Raw genomic sequence first — 18,649 nt, 5'->3', positions numbered from 1 at the left:
GGGTCTAGGTTTTGGCCTCAAAGGCCCAGCAGTTCCGCCTTGCGCACCAGTTCGGCCACGGAGCGCGCCTCCATTTTGCGCATGACATTGCCGCGATGCAGCTTGACCGTGATCTCGCTGATCCCGAGGTTGAACGCAATCTGCTTGTTCATCAGGCCTTGCACGACAGCCGTCATGACCTCATGCTCGCGGCGGGTCAATGTCTTGGCCAGTTCCACGACGGCGCCATTTGCAGCAGATTGCTGGCGCATTTCCCGATCTTTCTGAAAAGCGACCGAGACGGCGTCGAGGATGTCCTGGTCCCGAAAAGGTTTGGTCAGGAAGTCGATGGCACCTGCTTTCATGGCACGGACTGTCATTGGTATATCACCGTGACCGGTCATGAAGATGATAGGCATTCGGTTGCCGAGTTTTTCCAGGTGGAGCTGAAAATCAAGGCCGTTCRCACCGGGCAGGCGAACGTCGAGAAGAATGCAGCCAGGTCGGTCCAGATCGGCATTTTCGAGCAGGTCCTGGGCGCTTTCAAAGGATTTTGCTTCTGTTCGAATTGACAGGAACAGATCGACCAAAGCCTCGCGTATCGCAGTATCGTCATCGACGACGTAGACAACCGGCGTATCGCCGTTCGGCGGTTTGGCGGACTTTCTCGCATCATTCATGGGTTGCCTCCATCGGGACGATCATTTCGAACAATGCGCCACCATCGATGTGATTGCTGGCAGACAGCATGCCGCCGCGGGCTTCGAGCATGCTGCGGCAGATGGCAAGGCCCATGCCAAGCCCGGTCGGTTTGGTCGTGCAGAATGGTTTGAACAGGTTTTTGAGAACGTCCGGACTGAGCCCGGGACCTGTGTCGAGAACCTTGATGATCACGCTTTGATCATCCCCAGGCTCGATCGTTACCGATATCCGCCGCATCGCTTCCGGGGTTTCGGCCATGGCGTGAAGGGAATTGGTGATCAGGTTGATCAAGACTTGCTGCAGCTCTATCCGCACAGCGTTGACGGTGGGCACATCGCTTGCTTCAGCTATTTCAACAATGACCCCGTTTCTGACMAGCTCGCTCTCCATCAGCGCGCGTGTCTCCGTGACGAGATCGGCCAGCGAAACCGGCTCGATATCGGGCGGGCGGTTACCAAGCATTGATCGTGCGCTCTGAATGATGTCRCTGGCACGCTGGCTGTCACGAGCGATGCGCTCAGCTGAGCGGGAAACGGCTGCCAGATCCGGCGGGTCGCGATCCAGCCAGCGCTGCAGGGTCTGGGCGTTGACCACCAAGGCGCCGAGCGGCTGATTGAGTTCGTGCGCGAGCGAAGCCGATAATGCGCCGACTGTTGCCGCGCGCGACGCCAATGCCAATTCCGCTTGGGCCTCGAACAGTGCTTTCTGGGCGAGTTCCCGCTCCGTAATGTCGAACATACCGACAATGACACGGTTGAAATTGGCAGGATCTTCAGGAAAGCCAACGGTCAGCAGCACAAATTTGCTGGTGCCATCGCTGGTAATGATGCTGCCCTTGCCTTCGAAATGCGTCTCGTTGTTGAAAATTGCCGCGATGAGATCGAGAAAGGTGGCGTCGTCCTGGGCAATATAGCGGCGCATGGAACCGGGATTGTTGTTGCCCACATGGCCCAGCAATTCAAGTGCCGCCGCGTTGGCGGCAACGGTAGGGACGCTGACGATGCATCGCTCCAGAAAATCCGGGTTCTCCCGAGCGTGAGCACTAAGGTCTTTGACACCATCTGCTTTCAACGCCATCAGCATTGCGCGGACCTGCGAATAGTCGCGCTCCCAAAGTGCAACGCGGCTTTGCTCGAAAATCGTCCGGTAGCGCTCTTCGCTGCTCTGCAGGGCGGCATTGAATTTCACAAGATTGAGGCGCGCGCGCTGATTGCGGATGATCAAGGCGCAGGTGATCAACATTGCAGCAACCGCGACCGCCAGGCGTAGGGTTGCGGCSAGGTCGGTTTGCAGCCCATGAGCTGCAAGATACGAGACTGCCGCCAGACTGATACAGATACCGGTCACCAGYATCGTTCCTTTTTCTGTCAGGGTTTCTGCCGACAGAAGCAAGGTGATGACATAGAGCGTGGCAAGCGCGCTGTGAATGTCGGTATAGGTATCGAGATAGAAGATCAGCGCTGCAAGTAAAAATGCGCAGACGAGCACGCCAAGTTCAAAGCGCGCCGGCAGCCGTCTTTCCGGGTTTACCAGGACCAGCGAATGCAAGGAGATTTCCCACGTTGAGATCGACCGCATTATCAAGCCATCCCTGCTGCCAAAACGCAAATGGCAATTCCAATATTCCTATGCAAACTCAATCTCATAACCGCGCAAAAAAGAAAGGCCATTCCAGGACTGGGATGGCCTCAGATGGATCGCGACATCCATGTGAAAGGGCGCGCTTGAACATTCAGGGTGCATTGGCATGCAGCATCTCTTCAGTGGAGGGCCTGAATTTGTAGCCTCGGTTCGGCAGGTGAGCCACTATACTTAGGTGTCAGTCCGACTAACCAAGCATTGGATACCGCGCAACCAGATCCTCGCCTACAACCATCTCGTCAAACAAACGATGTGGGCAGGAGCTGAAGATGCAGATTTCAAAACATGTTCTTTCTCTCAAGGACCGGCCTGCAGCCTTCGAAAGCCCGGCGGGATCGATCAYGCGCCTTGGTCGCAATCAACTGCCAATCCTCAAAGGCCTTTCAATACGCRGGCTGGTGCTCACGGCACACGCGATCAGGGAGCCTCACTGGCATGCGAATGCCAATGAACTGGGCTACTGTGTCCGCGGCCAGGYACTGGTGACTGTCGTCGGCAATCATGGCAGCCGCGACGTCTTTCTTATCGGCATTGGCGAAATGTTCTTCGTTCCGTCAGGCACGGTTCACGCAATTGAAAATACCGGTGAGACGGAGGCGGAGTTCATCCTTGCCTTTTCGAAYGAGGATCCGGAAGATTTCAGCCTGTCTGGCGCCTTCGACGTGATGTCCGACGCCGTGCTGCTGAGCACATTCGAGTGGCAACCGCAAAAGCCGCCGAGTTTTGGCAGGCTGAACGCAAACACAGAGATATTCGACCTGCAGGCCCAGCCAGCCGTTGAAAAGCAGGCGCTTCATCCAAACAGGCTCAAATTCCGTGTCGAGGAGTCAGCGCCGCACGTATCGTCGCCGGCGGGCTCTGCAAGGACCGCGCAGGCTCCGGCTTGGTCTGTTCTAAATGGTCTTTCGATGTTTTCTGTCCGCATCAGCGAGATTGGCCTGCGCGAACCGCACTGGCACCCCGAGACCGCCGAAATGGGCTATGTGCTCGAAGGGACCGGTCAGATGACAGTCCTTGATCCCGATGGAAGCGCTGACACTTATTCGATCCATCCGGGTGACGCCTATTTCGTGCCGCCAGCTTACCCGCATCACATCGAAAACACCGGCAGTGGCACACTGCATATCCTGATTTTCTTCAGTCGCAGCGCGCCACAAGATATCGGTTACCGAGCAGCGGCGGCCGGTTATTCACGCAATGTGATCGCTAGCCAGTTGGGCCTTTCCGAGCAAGCCCTCCTGCCTCTTCCTGTCGATATCGACGATCCGCTGATCGTTGCACGGCTCTGAATCCCTGAATCCCTGAAACCCTGAAACCCAAACCCAAACCCAATGGAGATTACCATGAACCGCACCCTCGCTGAAAAACATCGCAAGTCGCCTCTTGCAACACCGACTGCCCTTGGCACGAACGCAACCGCCGATATTTCCGGCGCGTTGACGGCGCTGCTGGCCGATGTCTTCGCGCTTTATCTCAAGACGAAGAATTTTCACTGGCATATGAGCGGTCCGCATTTCCGTGATTACCACCTGATGCTGGACGAGCAGGGCGAGCAGATCTTCGCCATGACGGATGACATTGCCGAGCGAGCCCGCAAGATCGGCGGCACCACGCTTCGTTCGATCAGCCATATTTCCAGGTTGCAGCGGCTTCTCGACAACGACGCCGATTTCGTGACCCCGGCGGATATGCTGGCCGAGCTTCGCGACGATAACCTCACACTCGTCTCGCTGATGAAGGCGACACACAATCTTTGTGAAGACCATGGCGACATCGCAACCGCCAGCCTGATCGAAAACTGGGTGGATGAGGCAGAGCGCCGTGCCTGGTTCCTGTTCGAAAGCACCCGCGGCGCCGAATGAGCGCGCGAAATTTCGGAGAGGCCCATGATCAACGAACTTTCACTGTCCCGTCGGCAGGTCCTGTTGGCCGGCACCACGGTTTCTCTGGCCTTGGCCATGCCGGCGATGGCTTCCGAAAAGAAAATTTCCCGTAACCCAGAAGGAATTGCATCGATGACCACGAATTTCGTCACCACCAAAGACGGCGTAGAGATCTTCTTCAAGGACTGGGGTCCGAAGGATGCACAGCCGATCGTCTTCCACCATGGCTGGCCGCTGTCGTCAGACGACTGGGATGCCCAGATGCTGTTCTTCCTCAGCAAGGGATATCGTGTTGTGGCCCACGACCGCCGCGGCCATGGACGCTCCAGCCAGGTGAGCAATGGTCACGACATGGATCATTACGCTGCCGATGCCTCCGCCGTCGCCGAATATCTTGACCTGCGCAATGCCGTTCATATCGGCCACTCCACAGGCGGCGGCGAAGTCGCTCGGTACGTCGCACGGCATGGTCAGCCACAGGGCCGCGTGGCAAAGGCTATCCTCGTCAGCGCCGTTCCGCCGCTGATGCTGAAAACCGCAGCCAATCCTGATGGCACACCGATGGAAGTCTTCGATGGGTTCCGTAGCGCCCTGGCAGCCAATCGCGCGCAGTTCTTCCTCGATGTTGCGTCGGGCCCATTTTATGGTTTCAACCGGCCGGATGCGAAAGTTTCGCAGGGTGTGATCGACAATTGGTGGCGCCAGGGGATGATGGGYAGCGCCGTGGCGCACTATGAAGGTATCAAGGCGTTTTCGGAGACAGATCAGACCGAAGACTTGAAGGCGATTACCGTTCCCACGCTGGTGACCCAGGGTGATGACGACCAGGTCGTTCCCTACAAGGCCGCCGTAGAGCTTCAGGCCAAGCTGATCAAGAACAGCACGATGAAGATATACAAGGGCTTCCCGCACGGGATGCTGACCACGCATGCCGACGTGATCAATCCAGACCTGTTGGCCTTCATCAAGGCTTGATTGTTTCCCTATCCCAAGACGTGTGTGGCGGCTCCCCAAAGGGCCGCCACTACAAATGCGGGGTCAGCGGGTTAGTCAGCCGCTCGTCGCGAAAGCTCGCGGGCCAGATCAAGAAACGCTTTCACTCCAGCCGACAGATTTCGGCGTCCGGGATAATACAGGCAGAGCCCCGGATAAGGTGGTGTCCAGTCCTCCAGCACCCGGACGAGGCGCCCCGCTTTGATGTCGGGGAGCACTTCCTCTTCCATGGTATAGCCCAGGCCGGTACCTTCCAGCACCGAAGTCCTCACAAGGCCCGCTTCATCAAGTGTGATCGGGCCTCGCACATCGATTTGCACCGGCTCGTCGTCTTTTTCAAACCGCCATCGAAACAGTGAGCCGTCCGGCAAGCGAACGCGAATGCATCTGTGATTGAGAAGATCCGGAGGAACCACGGGTTTGGGATGTTGCGCGAAATAGTCCGGAGAACCAACAACAGCGTGTCGCTGGGGCCGGCCGAGCGAAACGGCAATCATGTCGCTGGGAACGAGACCTGCCACCCTGACGCCCAGATCAAAACCGTCATTGACGATATCAACCATTTTTCCTTCCGTGACCAGATCAACATTCATCTCGGGATAGCGACGCAGGAACTCAAGCACGAGCGGTGAGATGATGGCGCGTGCTGCAAACGGTGCCGCATTGATGCGTATCGTTCCAGACGGTGTCTCGCGTTGAGAGCGCACCGTTTCCAGAGCGGCATGAAGGTCCTGAAGCGAAGGCGCAACCTGCTGTACAAAGAGCCTGCCGGCATCTGTCAGCGAGACGCTGCGCGTGGTGCGATTGAACAATCGTACGCCGAGCCCCGCCTCAAGCCTGCCGATGGTGTGGCTGAGCGCAGTTGTGGACATACCGAGATCGATAGCCGCTGCGCGAAACGTCCCGCGCCTGGCGATCGCGATGACTGCTTCGAGTTCCCTAAGGTCCAACTGTTCCATTATCCCGATCTGTTCAACATCACGTGCTTATTTATCCCACTTATCCATGCAATGGTAGAGCACTAACTTAGGGGCACCTCACAAGGAGAAATAAGATGGATATGCCCCAAGTTGTGAATATGTATTTTGACGCCGACACCCGCAACGATGCCGACGGGCTGTTGCAAACGCTTGATGTCGATGCGGTGGTCGAGGACGAGAATGCCCGCTATCAGGGCACTGCCGCCATCCGTCAATGGTGGATGGCCGCCAAGAGGTCGGCTCAATACGTTGCCGAACCTGTGGAAACCACGGTTGACGGTGACAAGGTACTCGTGCGGGCGAGGGTGAGTGGCAAGTTTCCCGGTAGTCCGGTGATGCTAATCCATGCCTTCACGATCAAGGACGACAGGATCGTCAGGCTGGAGATCCGGTCATGATCGACTTTCTCAATCTGAAAGGCAAACGCGCACTCATTACGGCTGGAACCAAGGGTGCTGGCGCTGCGACCGTCAGCCTGTTTCGCGAACTCGGCGCAAAGGTGCTGACGACAGCGCGCGCCCGTCCGGAAAATATGCCGGAAGAATTGTTCGTCGATGCGGACCTGAGCACCGAAGAGGGATGTGAAATCGTCGCAGAGGCCACGCGGCGGCGCCTTGGCGGCGTCGATGTCATCGTCCATATGCTGGGTGGCTCCTCAGCATCGGGGGGCGGCTTTTCTGCCCTGTCGGAGGATGACTGGCACAAGGAAATGTCGCTGAACCTTTATCCGGCTGTCCGACTGGATCGGCAACTGGTCCCGGATATGGTCGCCCGGGAAAGCGGCGTCGTCGTGCATGTGACATCCATCCAGAGAGTCCTGCCRCTTCCGGAATCGACAACAGCCTATGCCGCAGCRAAAGCGGCACTTTCGACCTATAGYAAGGCGATGTCKAAGGAAGTGTCGCCCAAAGGYGTGCGCGTCGTTCGGGTTTCGCCGGGCTGGATCGAAACGGAAGCCTCCGTCCACCTTGCAGAGCGCCTGGCGAAGCAGGCCGGAACTGACCTTGAGGGTGGCAAGAAGATCATCATGGATGGACTGGGCGGCATTCCGCTCGGCCGCCCGGCAAAACCGGAAGAGGTCGCAAACCTGATCGCCTTCCTCGCTTCCGACCGTGCGGCTTCGATTACTGGTACCGAATACACAATTGATGGGGGGACGGTGCCGACAGCGTAGGTTCCGAGATGCGCCTGCAGATCAGGCGGGCGCGTCCCACCCGCCGATCTGTGAATAGATCGCGTCGCGGAGATGGCGGACGTCGTGGTTCAGATCGGCCAGCTCCTTTGGAGTTTGCATTGAAGCTGCAAGCAAGGTGTCGCTGAGGCAACCCGCCCTGTGCTGCAATGCGCGGCCTTCCTCGGTCAACGCGATCACCACCTGCCGCTCATTGCTGAGGTTTCTGGTCCTGCGCAACAAGCCGGCTGTCTCAAGGCGCTTCAAGATCGGCGTCAGTGTGCTCGATTCCAATGCGAGGGCKTTTGCAATGGCGCCAACGGTTTGCTCATCTCCGCTCCAAAGCACGTTTAGCACGAGATATTGCGGGTACGTCAGCCCCAGCTCATCCAGAAGGGGCTTGTAAGCGCGCTGGATGGCAATGCCGGCAGTATAAATTGCGTAGCACAGCTGGTCGTGCAAGGGCAGTGGATTGTTGTGACGTATGGTCATTCTAGGCTCCTTCACACATACATATAGCCAATCATACGGCAAAAATAAATATCGCGATAAGAATTATCTTGACGGAAGCATCGGCATCTGTCAGCTTATGTGTATCGCGATAACAGTTATCGCAAAACAAARAAGGAAGAAGCCATGACACGCAAGTCCGCAACMGCCCTTTCTGCAATTGCCGCCGCCGCATTGTCTGCCGCACTGCCGGCAAACGCTGCCGACACCATTTCCCAGAACCAGTCCGTAAAAAACGTCGTGCTCGTCCATGGCGCTTTTGCTGACGGCTCTGGCTGGAAGGGTGTCTACGACAATCTAACAAAGCGTGGTTACCGCGTGACCATCGTCCAGAATCCCCTGACCTCTCTGGCGGACGACGTTGCCGCCACAAAGCGTGCTCTCGAGCGGCAGGACGGTCCGGTCATTCTGGTCGGACATTCCTGGGGCGGCACCGTCATTACAGAAGCGGGCGTTGATGAAAAGGTTGCTGGCCTCGTCTATGTCTCTGCGCTCTCACCAGATGCCGGCGAAACGACAGCCCAGCAATATCAGGGGTTTGCTCCCGCATCGGAATTCGTCATCGAAACCACGAAGGATGGTTTTGGATATGTCAGCCCGGCAAAGTTCAAGGCCGGTTTTGCTCATGACGTTAGCGATGCCGATGTTGCGTTCATGAGGGACGCTCAGGTCCCGATCAACATGTCGGCGTTCGGCACGAAGCTCGAMCATGCTGCCTGGCGTACCAAGCCCAGCTGGGCTGTGATCGCTACYGAGGACAAGGCATTCGACCAGGCAATGCTGATCCATATGGCCGAACGCATCAAAGCCAAGATCACCAAGGTCTCAGCAAGCCACGCCCTGTTCATGACGCAGCCGACGGTCGTCGCTGATACCATCGATGCTGCCGCCAAGGCCGTCTCGGCAAAGCAGAAATGATAGGTTCCGCGTTATCGGGACAATCCGCACTGTCCCGATAACGACCGGGACGTATTATTTCGAATTTCACAACAAACTATGAATTATTAGTTCAATTGTTGTGCCCGCGACTTGGTAGCAATATCCACGCATCAGACGAGCAACGGCGTCGCCTGAAACACGAAACCATACATTTGCAGGACGTGAGATGACCCAGAACGACTTTTCCATAACGCGCCGTGGCGCACTGCTTTCAGTTGGTGCAGCCGCAGCGGCGATGGCCATTTCACCCGTATTCACCTTCGCAGCAAACGCTGCCCCCACCAACACATCAATCGAAGGAAACAAGACCATGGGTACTATCACCACCAAGGACGGCGTCGAAATATTCTWYAAGGATTGGGGCTCCAAGGATGCTCAGCCCRTCGTCTTCCATCACGGCTGGCCGTTATCGTCTGACGACTGGGATGCCCAGATGCTGTTCTTCCTCGCCAACGGTTACCGGGTCGTTGCCCATGATCGCCGTGGCCACGGACGCTCTGCCCAGGTTTCCGAAGGGCATGATATGGACCACTATGCCGCCGACGCTTTCGCTGTCGTCGAAGCGCTGGATCTGAAAAATGCCGTGCATATCGGYCATTCCACCGGCGGTGGCGAAGTGGCGCGCTATGTGGCGAAGTTTGGTCAGCCGGCCGGTCGTGTCGCCAAGGCCGTTCTGGTATCGGCAGTCCCACCGCTGATGCTGAAGACCGCAGCCAATCCCGAAGGCCTGCCGATCGAAGTGTTCGACGGCTTCCGTTCGGCGCTGGCGGCCAATCGGGCGCAATTCTTCCGCGATGTCCCGGCCGGCCCGTTCTACGGTTTTAACCGCGATGGCGCCAAGGTTCAGGAAGGCGTAATCCAGAATTGGTGGCGCCAGGGCATGATGGGCGGTGCAAAGGCGCACTATGATGGCATCAAGGCCTTCTCCGAAACCGACCAGACGGAAGATCTGAAGGCAATCACGGTGCCGACGCTCGTTCTCCACGGCGAAGACGATCAGATCGTTCCAATCGCGGATTCTGCACTGAAGTCCGCCAAGCTGCTGAAGAATGGTTCGCTGAAGACCTATCCCGGCTTCTCGCATGGCATGCTGACCGTGAATGCCGATGTGCTGAACGCCGATCTTCTGGCATTCATTCGATCCTGACGATAAGAGGTGGCCGTGGCGGAACCTGCCACGGCCACTGATGCAATCCTTGCCGTACTACCGATCGAGACGACGATGCAGTTGACGCCCGAGCTTGTAGCCCTGACCATCAGAGACGTCCGTGACGACGGCCCAGAGCCGGGCTGGACGCCGTTATCTGAAACAGAACTTGACGCTCTGGTTGCCGCTATCGAGCGTGAAGCCGATAGCGATCCRATCTGGGTGTTTGCATACGGTTCCCTSATCTGGAATCCTGAGTTCAAGCCAGCCGGCAGGCGACGYGCCACCGCCCATGGCTGGCATCGTTCGTTTTCCCTGAAAATCGAGCGCTGGCGGGCAACGAGCGCRCAGCCAGGTCTGATGATGGCRCTTGAGCGTGGTGGACAGTGCGACGGCGTCATCCTGCAACTCTCGTCCGAGCGGCGGCGTGACGACCTTCGAGCTCTCGTCGCCCGCGAAATCAGGTATCGGGAAGTCATCGACATGGTGCGCTGGGTAAAGGTCAAAACGCCTGACGGCATCCAGAAGGCTCTGACATTCTGGGCGAGCACAAAGCGCGCGGGTCTGACGGCGCCGCTACCGGTGGAAACGACGGCAAAACTGATCGCCAGCGCCTGCGGAGAGGGCGGTTCCTGCGCCCAGTATCTGCACAACACGATCGTCGATCTTCAGGCAGAGGGCATTCGCGATCGAAACCTCTGGCAGTTACAGGCGCGGGTCGCGGCCGAGATCTCCGCACAGCAAGGACGCTGTGGCGGGACAGTCCGGGATATCARTCAAGCATGACCATCTGCGCCGCAACCTGCTCCTCGAAGAATTTGGAGAAGGATGCAATGCGGGGAGGCAGAGCCTGATAGGGCGGGTAGTAGAGGGTCAACCACAGATCGGGTGGGGCCCAGCCCTTGAAGACGTGCACGAGGCGCCCACTCTTGAGGTGTTCCGAGACATGAAAGTTCGGCAGCATGGCAACGCCTGCTCCATCTGCGGCCATGTCGGCCAGAACCTCACCATTATTGGCGCTGAAGGCGCGCCCTGCCGATATCGTCATGCTCGAGCCGCCGTCCGAGAGCACCCAGTTCTCTCGCCGGCTTTCGCCGCTATAGGCGAGGCAATCGTCTGGCGTCAGCTCGTTCGGATGCTGCATCTCGACAAACCGGCTTCCCGGTGCCGCAACCAGAATGCGCGGCACGACGCGGATTTTCCTCCATATCGTGAACTTGTCCGATGGCTGAGACGAGATGCGGATCGCCAGATCGTAGTCATCATCAACGATATTCACCAGTCCGTCGGACAGTGATATCTCGAAGCCCATCTTCGGGTACCGCTCTTTGAAGCCGGAGAGGATCGGTGGGAGCACCGCCTTGCCAAACCACGTCGGCGCACTGATCCTGAGACGCCCTTCGTCGGCTTTGTGAGCGTTCATCACGTCGCGGCGCGCTTCTTCAAGCGTCTTCACCGCCGGCTGAATCTGGGCGGCGAAGATCGCACCGTCTGTTGTCAGCGACACTTGCCGGGTCGTACGGACAAACAGCTGAACGCCGAGTTCGGCTTCAAGTGCCGCAATAGCCCTTGTGACTGCAGCCGGCGTCATGTCGAGTTCGCGGGCAACCTGGGCGAAATTTCGCTTTTCGGCCGCAAGGAGGAAGGTTCGCAGAGCTTTGTAATCGTTCATTGGGATTGTTTCAAAAAGAGCAACGCAGTCGAAATKAATATTGCAATTCTCTGGCGTGATCAATCGGYCTAGATATTCGTCAACAGCCAAACACTAACGGCGACATTGAAAGGCAAGGACATGATCAAGGATATCAAGGGACTGCATCACGTAACCTCAATGGCTTCGGATGCGCGTCAGAACAATCGCTTCTTCACCGACACACTGGGCCTGCGTCGCGTCAAGCAGACCGTTAACTTCGACGACCCGAACGTCTACCACCTTTATTATGGTGACGAGAACGGCTCCGCAGGCACCGTCATGACCTACTTCCCGTTCCCGAACATGATGCTGGGTCGTCCCGGTGTTGGTGAGGTCGGGGAAACCCAGTTCTCCGTGCCAAAGGGCGCATTGAAATTCTGGCAGGATCGGTTTACCGCGCACGGTGTCGATGGCTTGAAAACTGACACCGTCTTTGGCGCCAACAGACTTCAATTCATGGGTCCGGACGGTGACAGTCTGGCGCTGATTGAATYTGCCGATGACAACCGCGCKCCGTGGCTGGCGGACGGCATTCCGGGCGATGCAGCTATCCGCGGTTTTGCCGGCGCCCGGTTCAGCCTGCACGATACTGCCGCGACAGAAGAGCTTCTKGGTTTCATGGGGTATCAACGCGCCGAGAAGGAAGGTGACGTGACCCGCTTTATCATTCCCAATGGAAACGGCGCCGATACGATTGATGTCGCAGCACTGCCGAAAACGTCGTTTGCCCGTCAGGGCGCCGGTTCGGTTCACCATATCGCCTTTGCCGTCGAAAACCGCGAAAAGCAACTCGAAGTTCGCAAGGCACTGATGGACACCGGTTATCAGGTTACGCCCGTCATTGACCGCGATTATTTCTGGGCAATCTACTTCCGCACACCAGGCGGCGTGTTGTTCGAGATTGCCACGAACGAGCCGGGGTTTGACCGGGACGAGGACACGGCACATCTGGGCGAGGCGCTTAAGTTGCCGAGCCGGTATGAAGCGTTCCGTGACCAGATCCAGGCAAATCTCGAGCCGCTGACTGCCTAACAACCCCCGCTCACTGGTGTCTGTGGCAACTGATCGGGCTTCTATGGAGAAATGCCAATGGATCAATTGGGAGCAATCAGAGCCTTTGTTCGCGTCGTCGAGGCCGGATCCTTTGCAAAGGCTGCCAGCACGATGGGTGCGCCACGGTCCACCGTGAGCAAGCTTGTTCAGGATCTTGAGGCCAGCTTGAGCCTCAAATTGTTGGAACGAACGACACGTTCACTCACGGTGACACCCGAGGGCGTTGCTTATTACGAGCGCGCCCTCCGGCTGATCGCCGATTTCGATGAAATGAACAACGAGGCGACCCGCGGGCGCCTTGCCACCAGGGGAAAACTTCGTGTTGACGTAGGAGGGACCTTCGCCAATACGATTCTGATCCCTCGGTTGCCAGAGTTTTACGCGCTCTATCCAGAGATCGAGTTGCACCTTGGTGTGACAGAACGTCAGGCCGACATCGTTGAAGAGGGAATAGATTGCGTCATTCGTGCCGGAGATCTGCCCAGCGCATCTCTTGTTGCGAAGAAACTATGCAGCGTCGAGATAGTCACCTGCGCCACCCCGGCGTACCTCGAAAAATACGGCGTGCCAGCTTCGCCATCGGATCTGCAGCGTGATCATGTTTTCGTTCAGTACTTTTTCGCGCGCAGCCTGAAGGCCGCACCAGTGCGATTGATGAATGGTGACGAGAAAATAGAAATCTACAGCCCGATCAAGCTCTCCACCAGTGATGCGACTGCGCATTTGCATGGAATATTGGCGGGGCTGGGTATTGGACAGACATTTGAATTCTTGGCACGCGCCCATATCGCTCGCGGCGCACTGGTCCCCATCCTGCAAGATTGGGCGCCACCACGTTATCCTGTTCACATAGTTAGGCCAGCGGGCCGGTTTCCGAGCGTGAAGTATCGGGTATTTGCAGACTGGGTTGCGGGCGTGTTTTCTGCCTACGATGAGGGCATCGCCACGTCCTGATAGCTTTATCCATATCCATGGATAGTTACTCCACAACGGCGGGCTTCTCCACGTTCTCCTTTGACGATATCCCACGGCTGATGTGAGCCCGTGGCTCTATCCCGAATGGGAGTATGCTGTGACAGGCCTGGCTCCTTGGTCGCACGAACCCACCTGCAATTTGGAATAACGGTTGTTCAGATCAAGTATAAGGCGACGTGATCGCGATATGGGGCGTCAATGCCAACGGTGACCCGTCATCTTGTCGCGTCAATACTCAACGGCAGACTGCCAAGGATTACGCGGCTCCCACACCGCGCAACCGTTGTTCACTGGCAGTGCCGCGCAGAGCCAATTCAGCCAAATCGCTTCCCACCGAGCAGCGAAACCAAGGACGCTGCAGAGGTCTTCAAGGCCGACTCTGCGCATCAAATTTCCTTCAGAAGTTTTCGTAAAGAGTGGCCGCGTATCGCAGCCCCGTGCGAAGTCCGCAGCTCAGCCGGATCGAGAGGTTATTGTTGCGATAAGAGCAATTCATTCGCAATTAATATTGCAATTCTACGGGGTCGCAAGTCGCGCTACCTTTTCTTTCAGCAGCCGAGGCAGCAAGCGAAAGAAAGCATCGGTTTCACCTCCCGACGGTCTTGGAAGCTGTGTCCTAGGGCACGGCATCCGTCCGAAAGGTCCTGCTCATTTCATAACCGGCCGCATTCGCGGTCCAAAACAACCGAAGAGGAATTGACATGTCCAAGCTTGAAGTTCTTACCCCCGCCAACAGCCAGCTCATTTTCATCGATCAGCAGCCGCAGATGGCATTCGGCGTTCAATCGATCGACCGCCAGACCCTGAAGAACAACGTCGTTGGCTTGGCCAAGGCTGCCAAGATTTTCAACGTGCCAACCACGATTACCACGGTTGAGACCGAGAGCTTCTCGGGCAACACCTTCCCCGAACTTTTGGCCGTCTATCCGCAGAATGACATCCTTGAACGCACCTCGATGAACTCCTGGGATGATCAGAACGTACGCGATGCGCTGGCAAAGAATGCTGCCAACGGCCGCAAGAAGATTGTCGTCTCCGGTCTGTGGACCGAAGTCTGCAACACGACCTTTGCACTCTCTGCTTTGCATGACGTTCCGGAGTACGAAATCTACATGGTCGCCGATGCTTCCGGCGGCACCTCTTCCGATGCGCACAAATATGCAATGGACCGCATGGTGCAGGCTGGCGTCATACCCGTCACCTGGCAGCAGGTCTTGCTCGAATGGCAGCGCGACTGGGCTCGCAAGGAAACCTACGATGCGGTTACCACACTGGTGAAGGAGCATTCCGGCGCTTACGGCATGGGCATCGATTACGCAGTCACCCACGTCCACGGCGGTGCCGAGCGTGTCAGCCATGGCAAGCGCATCGGCCCGAACCCCGCGAAGTAAGCCAGATCAACCGCTCCGGTGACGCATCGGAGCGGTTGTCCGTTTTAACGAGGATGACTCTCATGAAAATCTATCTTCTGTCTCTTGGCGCGGGTCTGCTGGTCGGCATCGTCTACAGCCTGCTCAACGTGCGTTCGCCTGCTCCGCCCGTTATCGCGCTTGTCGGCCTGCTCGGCATTCTCGTCGGTGAGCAGATCATCCCGCTCGCCAAATCGCTCTGGAGCAAGGAGCCGGCAGCGGTTTCCTGGCTCCAGCAGGTGAAGCCGCACATGTTCGGTCACATGCCGAAGGGCGGAAATTCTCCGGAAATTGCCCATCGTTCGCAAACCAATTTGGAGGAGCGGAGCTGATGACGACGCGCCGAACCTTCCTTGGAGCGGCCTCGAGCCTGGCGTTTTCGAACCTCTTCTCAAAGGCCAATGCCGCCGATCCCAACCAGACCGGAATAGATACCATGCACCCAGACCTGATCCTCCATAACGGTCGTTTCACGACCCTTGACCGCACCAATCCAAACGCGACCGCGGTCGCCATCAAGGATGGACTGTTTCTTGAAGTCGGTTCGGACAGCGAGGTCATGTCCCTTGCTGGTTCCAACACCAGGATCGTCGATCTCAAGGGCAAGCGCGTCCTGCCCGGCCTCATCGATAACCATACCCACGTTGTGCGTGGCGGGCTAAACTACAATATGGAATTGCGCTGGGACGGCGTGCGCTCGCTGGCAGATGCAATGGACATGCTCAAGCGCCAGGTGGCGATAACGCCAGCCCCGCAATGGGTGCGTGTTGTCGGCGGGTTCACCGAACACCAGTTTGCGGAGAAGCGTCTGCCGACGATCGAGGAGATCAACGCGGTCGCGCCAGATACCCCAGTATTTCTGCTGCACCTCTATGACCGCGCGCTCTTGAACGGTGCTGCACTGCGCGCCGTCGGTTACACCCGCGATTCGCCCAATCCACCCGGTGGCGAAATCACCCGTGATGCCAACGGCAATCCGACTGGCCTGTTGCTGGCCAAGCCTAATGCCGGCATTCTCTATTCCACCCTTGCCAAGGGACCCAAACTGCCTCTCGACTATCAGGTCAACTCCACCCGCCATTTCATGCGTGAGCTCAATCGTCTTGGCGTAACGGGTGTGATTGATGCAGGCGGTGGCTTCCAGAACTACCCTGATGACTACGAGGTCATTCAAAAACTCTCTGATGAGAACCAGATGACGGTGCGTCTGGCCTATAATCTCTTTACCCAGAAGCCCAAGGAAGAAAAGCAAGACTTTCTCAACTGGACGTCTTCGGTCAAATACAAGCAGGGCAACGACTATTTCCGTCACAACGGTGCCGGCGAAATGCTGGTCTTCTCCGCGGCGGACTTCGAGGACTTTCGCCAGCCACGTCCGGAAATGGCGCCGGAAATGGAAGGTGAACTCGAAGAAGTGGTGCGCGTTCTGGCCGAGAACCGTTGGCCATGGCGCATGCACGCCACGTATGACGAGACAATCTCCCGTTCGCTTGATGTCTTCGAGAAGGTCAACAAGGACATTCCGCTTGAAGGTCTGAACTGGTTCTTCGACCATGCCGAAACCATCTCGGACCGGTCCATCGACCGCATTGCGGCCCTTGGTGGCGGCATCGCAACCCAGCATCGCATGGCCTATCAGGGCGAATATTTTGTCGAGCGATATGGCCAAGGCGTTGCCGAAGCGACCCCACCGATCCGAAAGATGCTCGACAAGGGTGTCAACGTTTCTGCCGGCACGGATGCGACACGCGTCGCCTCCTACAACCCCTGGGTCTCGCTGTCCTGGATGGTGACCGGCAAGACGGTAGGTGGCATGCAACTCTATCCGCGCGCCAACTGCCTTGATCGCGAGACGGCTCTGCGGATGTGGACTGAAAAAGTCACATGGTTTTCGAATGAAGAAGGCAAGAAAGGCCGTATCGAGAAAGGCCAGTTCGCCGACCTTGTCGTTCCCGACAAGGACTTCTTCTCCTGCGCCGAAGACGAGATCTCGTTCCTGGTATCGGAGCTGACCATGGTTGGCGGCAAAATCGTCTATGGAGCGGGTGACTTCAAAACGCTCGACGAGAACGACGTGCCGCCTGCGATGCCCGACTGGTCTCCAGTCCGCAAGTTCGGCGGATATGCGGCATGGGGCGAGCCGGAAGGTGCTGGCGCGCGTTCTCTAAGGCGCACGGCTATCTCGACCTGTGGCTGCGCCAGCGATTGCGGCGTGCATGGTCACGACCATGCGGGAGCCTGGACCTCGAAACTTCCGATCGCCGACCTCAAGGGTTTCTTYGGCGCTCTTGGCTGCTCTTGCTGGGCAGTCTGATCGTGCCCTCGCTTGGGCGACTTCTGTTCGCCCAAGCGATCCGACCCCATAATTGCAATATTGGCAATTAAATCGAAACTATTGCTGCAATTGTTGGCAGTGCGATCACCGGCCAATATCGCTCCATCAAACGCGGCCGCTCGATCCCGTCAGCGACCAAAAAGGAGCAGGATATGACCTACCAATCCCCTATATCGAATTCGGCCTTGAGCGGACTTGCMCGCGYCGTCGGCTCTCCCATTACGAGAACTGTATCGCTGCTTGCTCTCTGCGCTGCCTACATCCAGGGTCCACTCACCAAGATTTTCGATTTCAATGGCGCGCTTGCTGAGATGAATCATTTCGGTCTGCACCCTGCCGCTCTCTTTGCCGTCGTCGTCATCGTGTTCGAGCTTACGGCCTCCGCGATGGTGGTCTCGGGCTTCCTGCGCTGGGCAGGCGCACTCGCACTTGCAGGCTTTACGCTTCTCGCAACGTTCATTGCTCTTCGCTTCTGGGAAATGGCGCCCGGCATGGACCGCATGATGGCAACGAACGCCTTCTTCGAACACATCGGTCTGGCCGGTGCATTCATCTTCGTTGCAGCGGCCGACCTTGCAAAGGGAGCGGGCAAATGAGCGCCGCGAAAACATCCGGGGGCACTTTTGCTCCTCTCGCACAGCCCGTCTTCGCGGTCCTGTGGATTGCAACGGTTCTCGGCAATACCGGAAGCTTCATGCGCGATGTCGCAAGCTCATGGCTGATGACGGACCTCTCGGCATCGCCTGCTGCAGTCGCCATGGTTCAGGCGGCCGGAACATTGCCGATCTTCCTGCTTGCCATTCCGGCAGGCGTTCTCACCGACATTCTGGATCGCCGCAAGTTCCTGATTGCGGTCCAGCTCCTGCTGGCCTCGGTAAGTATCTCGCTGATGGTCCTCTCGCAGACAGGCATGCTTTCCGTGAGCGCACTGATCGGCCTGACCTTCCTCGGCGGCGTTGGTGCCGCATTGATGGGCCCGACCTGGCAGGCGATTGTTCCTGAACTGGTGAAACGCGAGGACGTGAAGAGCGCTGTCGCTCTCAACTCCCTCGGCATCAATATCGCTCGTTCCATCGGCCCAGCTGCTGGCGGTTTGCTTTTGGCAGCGTTCGGGGCCGGGATCACCTATGGCGCAGACGTTGCAAGCTACATCTTCGTTATCGCGGCTCTGGTGTGGTGGCCACGTGCCAAAAACGCCAACGACGCTCTACAAGAGAACTTCTTCGGCGCGTTCAGGGC

General features: G+C 57.5%; 20 protein-coding genes. 15 read left to right on the top strand and 5 right to left on the bottom strand.

Annotated elements, in window-relative coordinates:
• Window positions 1-17: 17 nt before the first annotated feature.
• A complete protein-coding gene (locus AB4Z23_RS26405; protein WP_441361055.1) occupies window positions 18-659 on the bottom strand; it encodes a response regulator transcription factor in 642 nt (213 codons plus the stop codon).
• Window positions 652-2,229 carry a sensor histidine kinase gene (locus tag AB4Z23_RS26400; RefSeq protein ID WP_441361054.1) on the bottom strand — a complete coding sequence of 526 codons (1,578 nt, stop codon included), beginning with the start codon at window positions 2,227-2,229 and terminating at the stop codon, window positions 652-654. Before AB4Z23_RS26400 ends, AB4Z23_RS26405 begins: the two co-directional genes overlap by 8 nt.
• 362 nt (window positions 2,230-2,591) lie before the next feature.
• On the opposite strand from AB4Z23_RS26400, the gene AB4Z23_RS26395 reads away from it, so the two are divergent.
• From AB4Z23_RS26395 to AB4Z23_RS26385, 3 genes are read left to right on the top strand one after another with little or no spacing between them, the layout of a single operon-like run.
• Window positions 2,592-3,611: a cupin domain-containing protein gene (locus tag AB4Z23_RS26395; RefSeq protein WP_441361053.1), complete on the top strand. Its 1,020-nt coding sequence runs from the start codon at window positions 2,592-2,594 to the stop codon at window positions 3,609-3,611.
• Window positions 3,612-3,665: 54 nt separating this feature from the next.
• Window positions 3,666-4,184 (top strand): Dps family protein, encoded by a 519-nt coding sequence (locus AB4Z23_RS26390; RefSeq protein WP_003519251.1) that lies wholly within the window; start codon window positions 3,666-3,668, stop codon window positions 4,182-4,184.
• 24 nt (window positions 4,185-4,208) lie between these two features.
• Complete coding sequence (locus AB4Z23_RS26385) at window positions 4,209-5,180, top strand: alpha/beta fold hydrolase (protein ID WP_025595168.1); 972 nt, start codon at window positions 4,209-4,211, stop codon at window positions 5,178-5,180.
• 71 nt (window positions 5,181-5,251) lie between these two features.
• Here the strand turns inward: AB4Z23_RS26385 and AB4Z23_RS26380 are convergent, their stop codons facing one another.
• Complete coding sequence (locus AB4Z23_RS26380) at window positions 5,252-6,157, bottom strand: LysR family transcriptional regulator (RefSeq protein WP_333711321.1); 906 nt, start codon at window positions 6,155-6,157, stop codon at window positions 5,252-5,254.
• A gap of 95 nt (window positions 6,158-6,252) precedes the next feature.
• On the opposite strand from AB4Z23_RS26380, the gene AB4Z23_RS26375 reads away from it, so the two are divergent.
• Both AB4Z23_RS26375 and AB4Z23_RS26370 read left to right on the top strand, forming a co-directional pair.
• Window positions 6,253-6,576: a nuclear transport factor 2 family protein gene (locus AB4Z23_RS26375; RefSeq protein WP_333711320.1), complete on the top strand. Its 324-nt coding sequence runs from the start codon at window positions 6,253-6,255 to the stop codon at window positions 6,574-6,576.
• The gene (locus tag AB4Z23_RS26370; RefSeq protein WP_065658416.1) at window positions 6,573-7,352 is read left to right on the top strand and encodes an SDR family oxidoreductase; all 780 of its coding nucleotides are present in this window, start codon (window positions 6,573-6,575) and stop codon (window positions 7,350-7,352) included. The genes AB4Z23_RS26375 and AB4Z23_RS26370 overlap by 4 nt, the downstream gene beginning before the upstream one ends.
• A gap of 21 nt (window positions 7,353-7,373) precedes the next feature.
• Here AB4Z23_RS26370 and AB4Z23_RS26365 read toward each other — a convergent pair whose 3' ends face one another.
• Window positions 7,374-7,841 carry a MarR family winged helix-turn-helix transcriptional regulator gene (locus AB4Z23_RS26365; RefSeq protein WP_441361052.1) on the bottom strand — a complete coding sequence of 156 codons (468 nt, stop codon included), beginning with the start codon at window positions 7,839-7,841 and terminating at the stop codon, window positions 7,374-7,376.
• 144 nt (window positions 7,842-7,985) lie between these two features.
• Here AB4Z23_RS26365 and AB4Z23_RS26360 point away from each other — a divergent pair, with 144 nt between their 5' ends.
• The 3 genes from AB4Z23_RS26360 to AB4Z23_RS26350 all read left to right on the top strand — a co-directional run bounded on the left by AB4Z23_RS26360 (window position 7,986) and on the right by AB4Z23_RS26350 (window position 10,731).
• Window positions 7,986-8,777, top strand: coding sequence for an alpha/beta fold hydrolase (locus AB4Z23_RS26360; RefSeq protein ID WP_441361051.1), 792 nt, complete (start codon window positions 7,986-7,988; stop codon window positions 8,775-8,777).
• A 331-nt stretch (window positions 8,778-9,108) separates the two neighbouring features.
• A complete protein-coding gene (locus AB4Z23_RS26355) occupies window positions 9,109-9,945 on the top strand; it encodes an alpha/beta fold hydrolase (protein WP_441361065.1) in 837 nt (278 codons plus the stop codon).
• Between the two features lie 75 nt (window positions 9,946-10,020).
• On the top strand, window positions 10,021-10,731 hold the full coding sequence (locus AB4Z23_RS26350) for a gamma-glutamylcyclotransferase (RefSeq protein WP_441361064.1): 711 nt from the start codon (window positions 10,021-10,023) through the stop codon (window positions 10,729-10,731).
• Here AB4Z23_RS26350 and AB4Z23_RS26345 read toward each other — a convergent pair.
• Entirely contained in the window at window positions 10,718-11,617 is a 900-nt protein-coding gene (locus AB4Z23_RS26345) for a LysR family transcriptional regulator (RefSeq protein WP_003519235.1), read from the bottom strand. The two genes, AB4Z23_RS26350 and AB4Z23_RS26345, sit on opposite strands and share 14 nt — an antisense overlap.
• 120 nt (window positions 11,618-11,737) lie before the next feature.
• On the opposite strand from AB4Z23_RS26345, the gene AB4Z23_RS26340 reads away from it, so the two are divergent.
• The 7 genes from AB4Z23_RS26340 to AB4Z23_RS26310 all read left to right on the top strand — a co-directional run.
• On the top strand, window positions 11,738-12,670 hold the full coding sequence (locus tag AB4Z23_RS26340; protein WP_441361050.1) for a VOC family protein: 933 nt from the start codon (window positions 11,738-11,740) through the stop codon (window positions 12,668-12,670).
• A gap of 57 nt (window positions 12,671-12,727) precedes the next feature.
• Complete coding sequence (locus AB4Z23_RS26335; protein WP_003519232.1) at window positions 12,728-13,645, top strand: LysR family transcriptional regulator; 918 nt, start codon at window positions 12,728-12,730, stop codon at window positions 13,643-13,645.
• A 722-nt stretch (window positions 13,646-14,367) separates the two neighbouring features.
• Entirely contained in the window at window positions 14,368-15,057 is a 690-nt protein-coding gene (locus tag AB4Z23_RS26330) for a hydrolase (RefSeq protein ID WP_013762171.1), read from the top strand.
• Window positions 15,058-15,119: 62 nt separating this feature from the next.
• On the top strand, window positions 15,120-15,407 hold the full coding sequence (locus AB4Z23_RS26325; RefSeq protein WP_003519470.1) for a XapX domain-containing protein: 288 nt from the start codon (window positions 15,120-15,122) through the stop codon (window positions 15,405-15,407).
• Window positions 15,407-17,389: an amidohydrolase gene (locus AB4Z23_RS26320; RefSeq protein ID WP_111828668.1), complete on the top strand. Its 1,983-nt coding sequence runs from the start codon at window positions 15,407-15,409 to the stop codon at window positions 17,387-17,389. Before AB4Z23_RS26325 ends, AB4Z23_RS26320 begins: the two co-directional genes overlap by 1 nt.
• Window positions 17,390-17,562: 173 nt before the next feature.
• Window positions 17,563-18,006 (top strand): DoxX family protein, encoded by a 444-nt coding sequence (locus AB4Z23_RS26315; RefSeq protein WP_441361049.1) that lies wholly within the window; start codon window positions 17,563-17,565, stop codon window positions 18,004-18,006.
• Window positions 18,003-18,649 (top strand): MFS transporter (locus tag AB4Z23_RS26310; protein WP_441361048.1); only part of this gene is annotated, 647 nt, incomplete at its 3' end. The genes AB4Z23_RS26315 and AB4Z23_RS26310, both read left to right, overlap by 4 nt.

It is taken from the genome of Agrobacterium sp. MCAB5 (genome assembly GCF_052114365.1).
GTDB classification, from domain to species: Bacteria; Pseudomonadota; Alphaproteobacteria; order Rhizobiales; family Rhizobiaceae; genus Agrobacterium; species Agrobacterium tumefaciens.
This window is presented reverse-complemented; position numbering and strand designations above follow the sequence as displayed.

Bases quoted from the DNA above. Each gene is read 5' to 3' on its own strand.
- AB4Z23_RS26375 (WP_333711320.1), top strand. From the start codon at position 6,253: ATGGATATGCCCCAAGTTGTGAATATGTATTTTGACGCCGACACCCGC.
- AB4Z23_RS26330 (WP_013762171.1), top strand. From the start codon at position 14,368: ATGTCCAAGCTTGAAGTTCTTACCCCCGCCAACAGCCAGCTCATTTTC.
- AB4Z23_RS26390 (WP_003519251.1), top strand. From the start codon at position 3,666: ATGAACCGCACCCTCGCTGAAAAACATCGCAAGTCGCCTCTTGCAACA.
- AB4Z23_RS26380 (WP_333711321.1), bottom strand. From the start codon at position 6,157: ATGGAACAGTTGGACCTTAGGGAACTCGAAGCAGTCATCGCGATCGCC.
- AB4Z23_RS26325 (WP_003519470.1), top strand. From the start codon at position 15,120: ATGAAAATCTATCTTCTGTCTCTTGGCGCGGGTCTGCTGGTCGGCATC.
- AB4Z23_RS26335 (WP_003519232.1), top strand. From the start codon at position 12,728: ATGGATCAATTGGGAGCAATCAGAGCCTTTGTTCGCGTCGTCGAGGCC.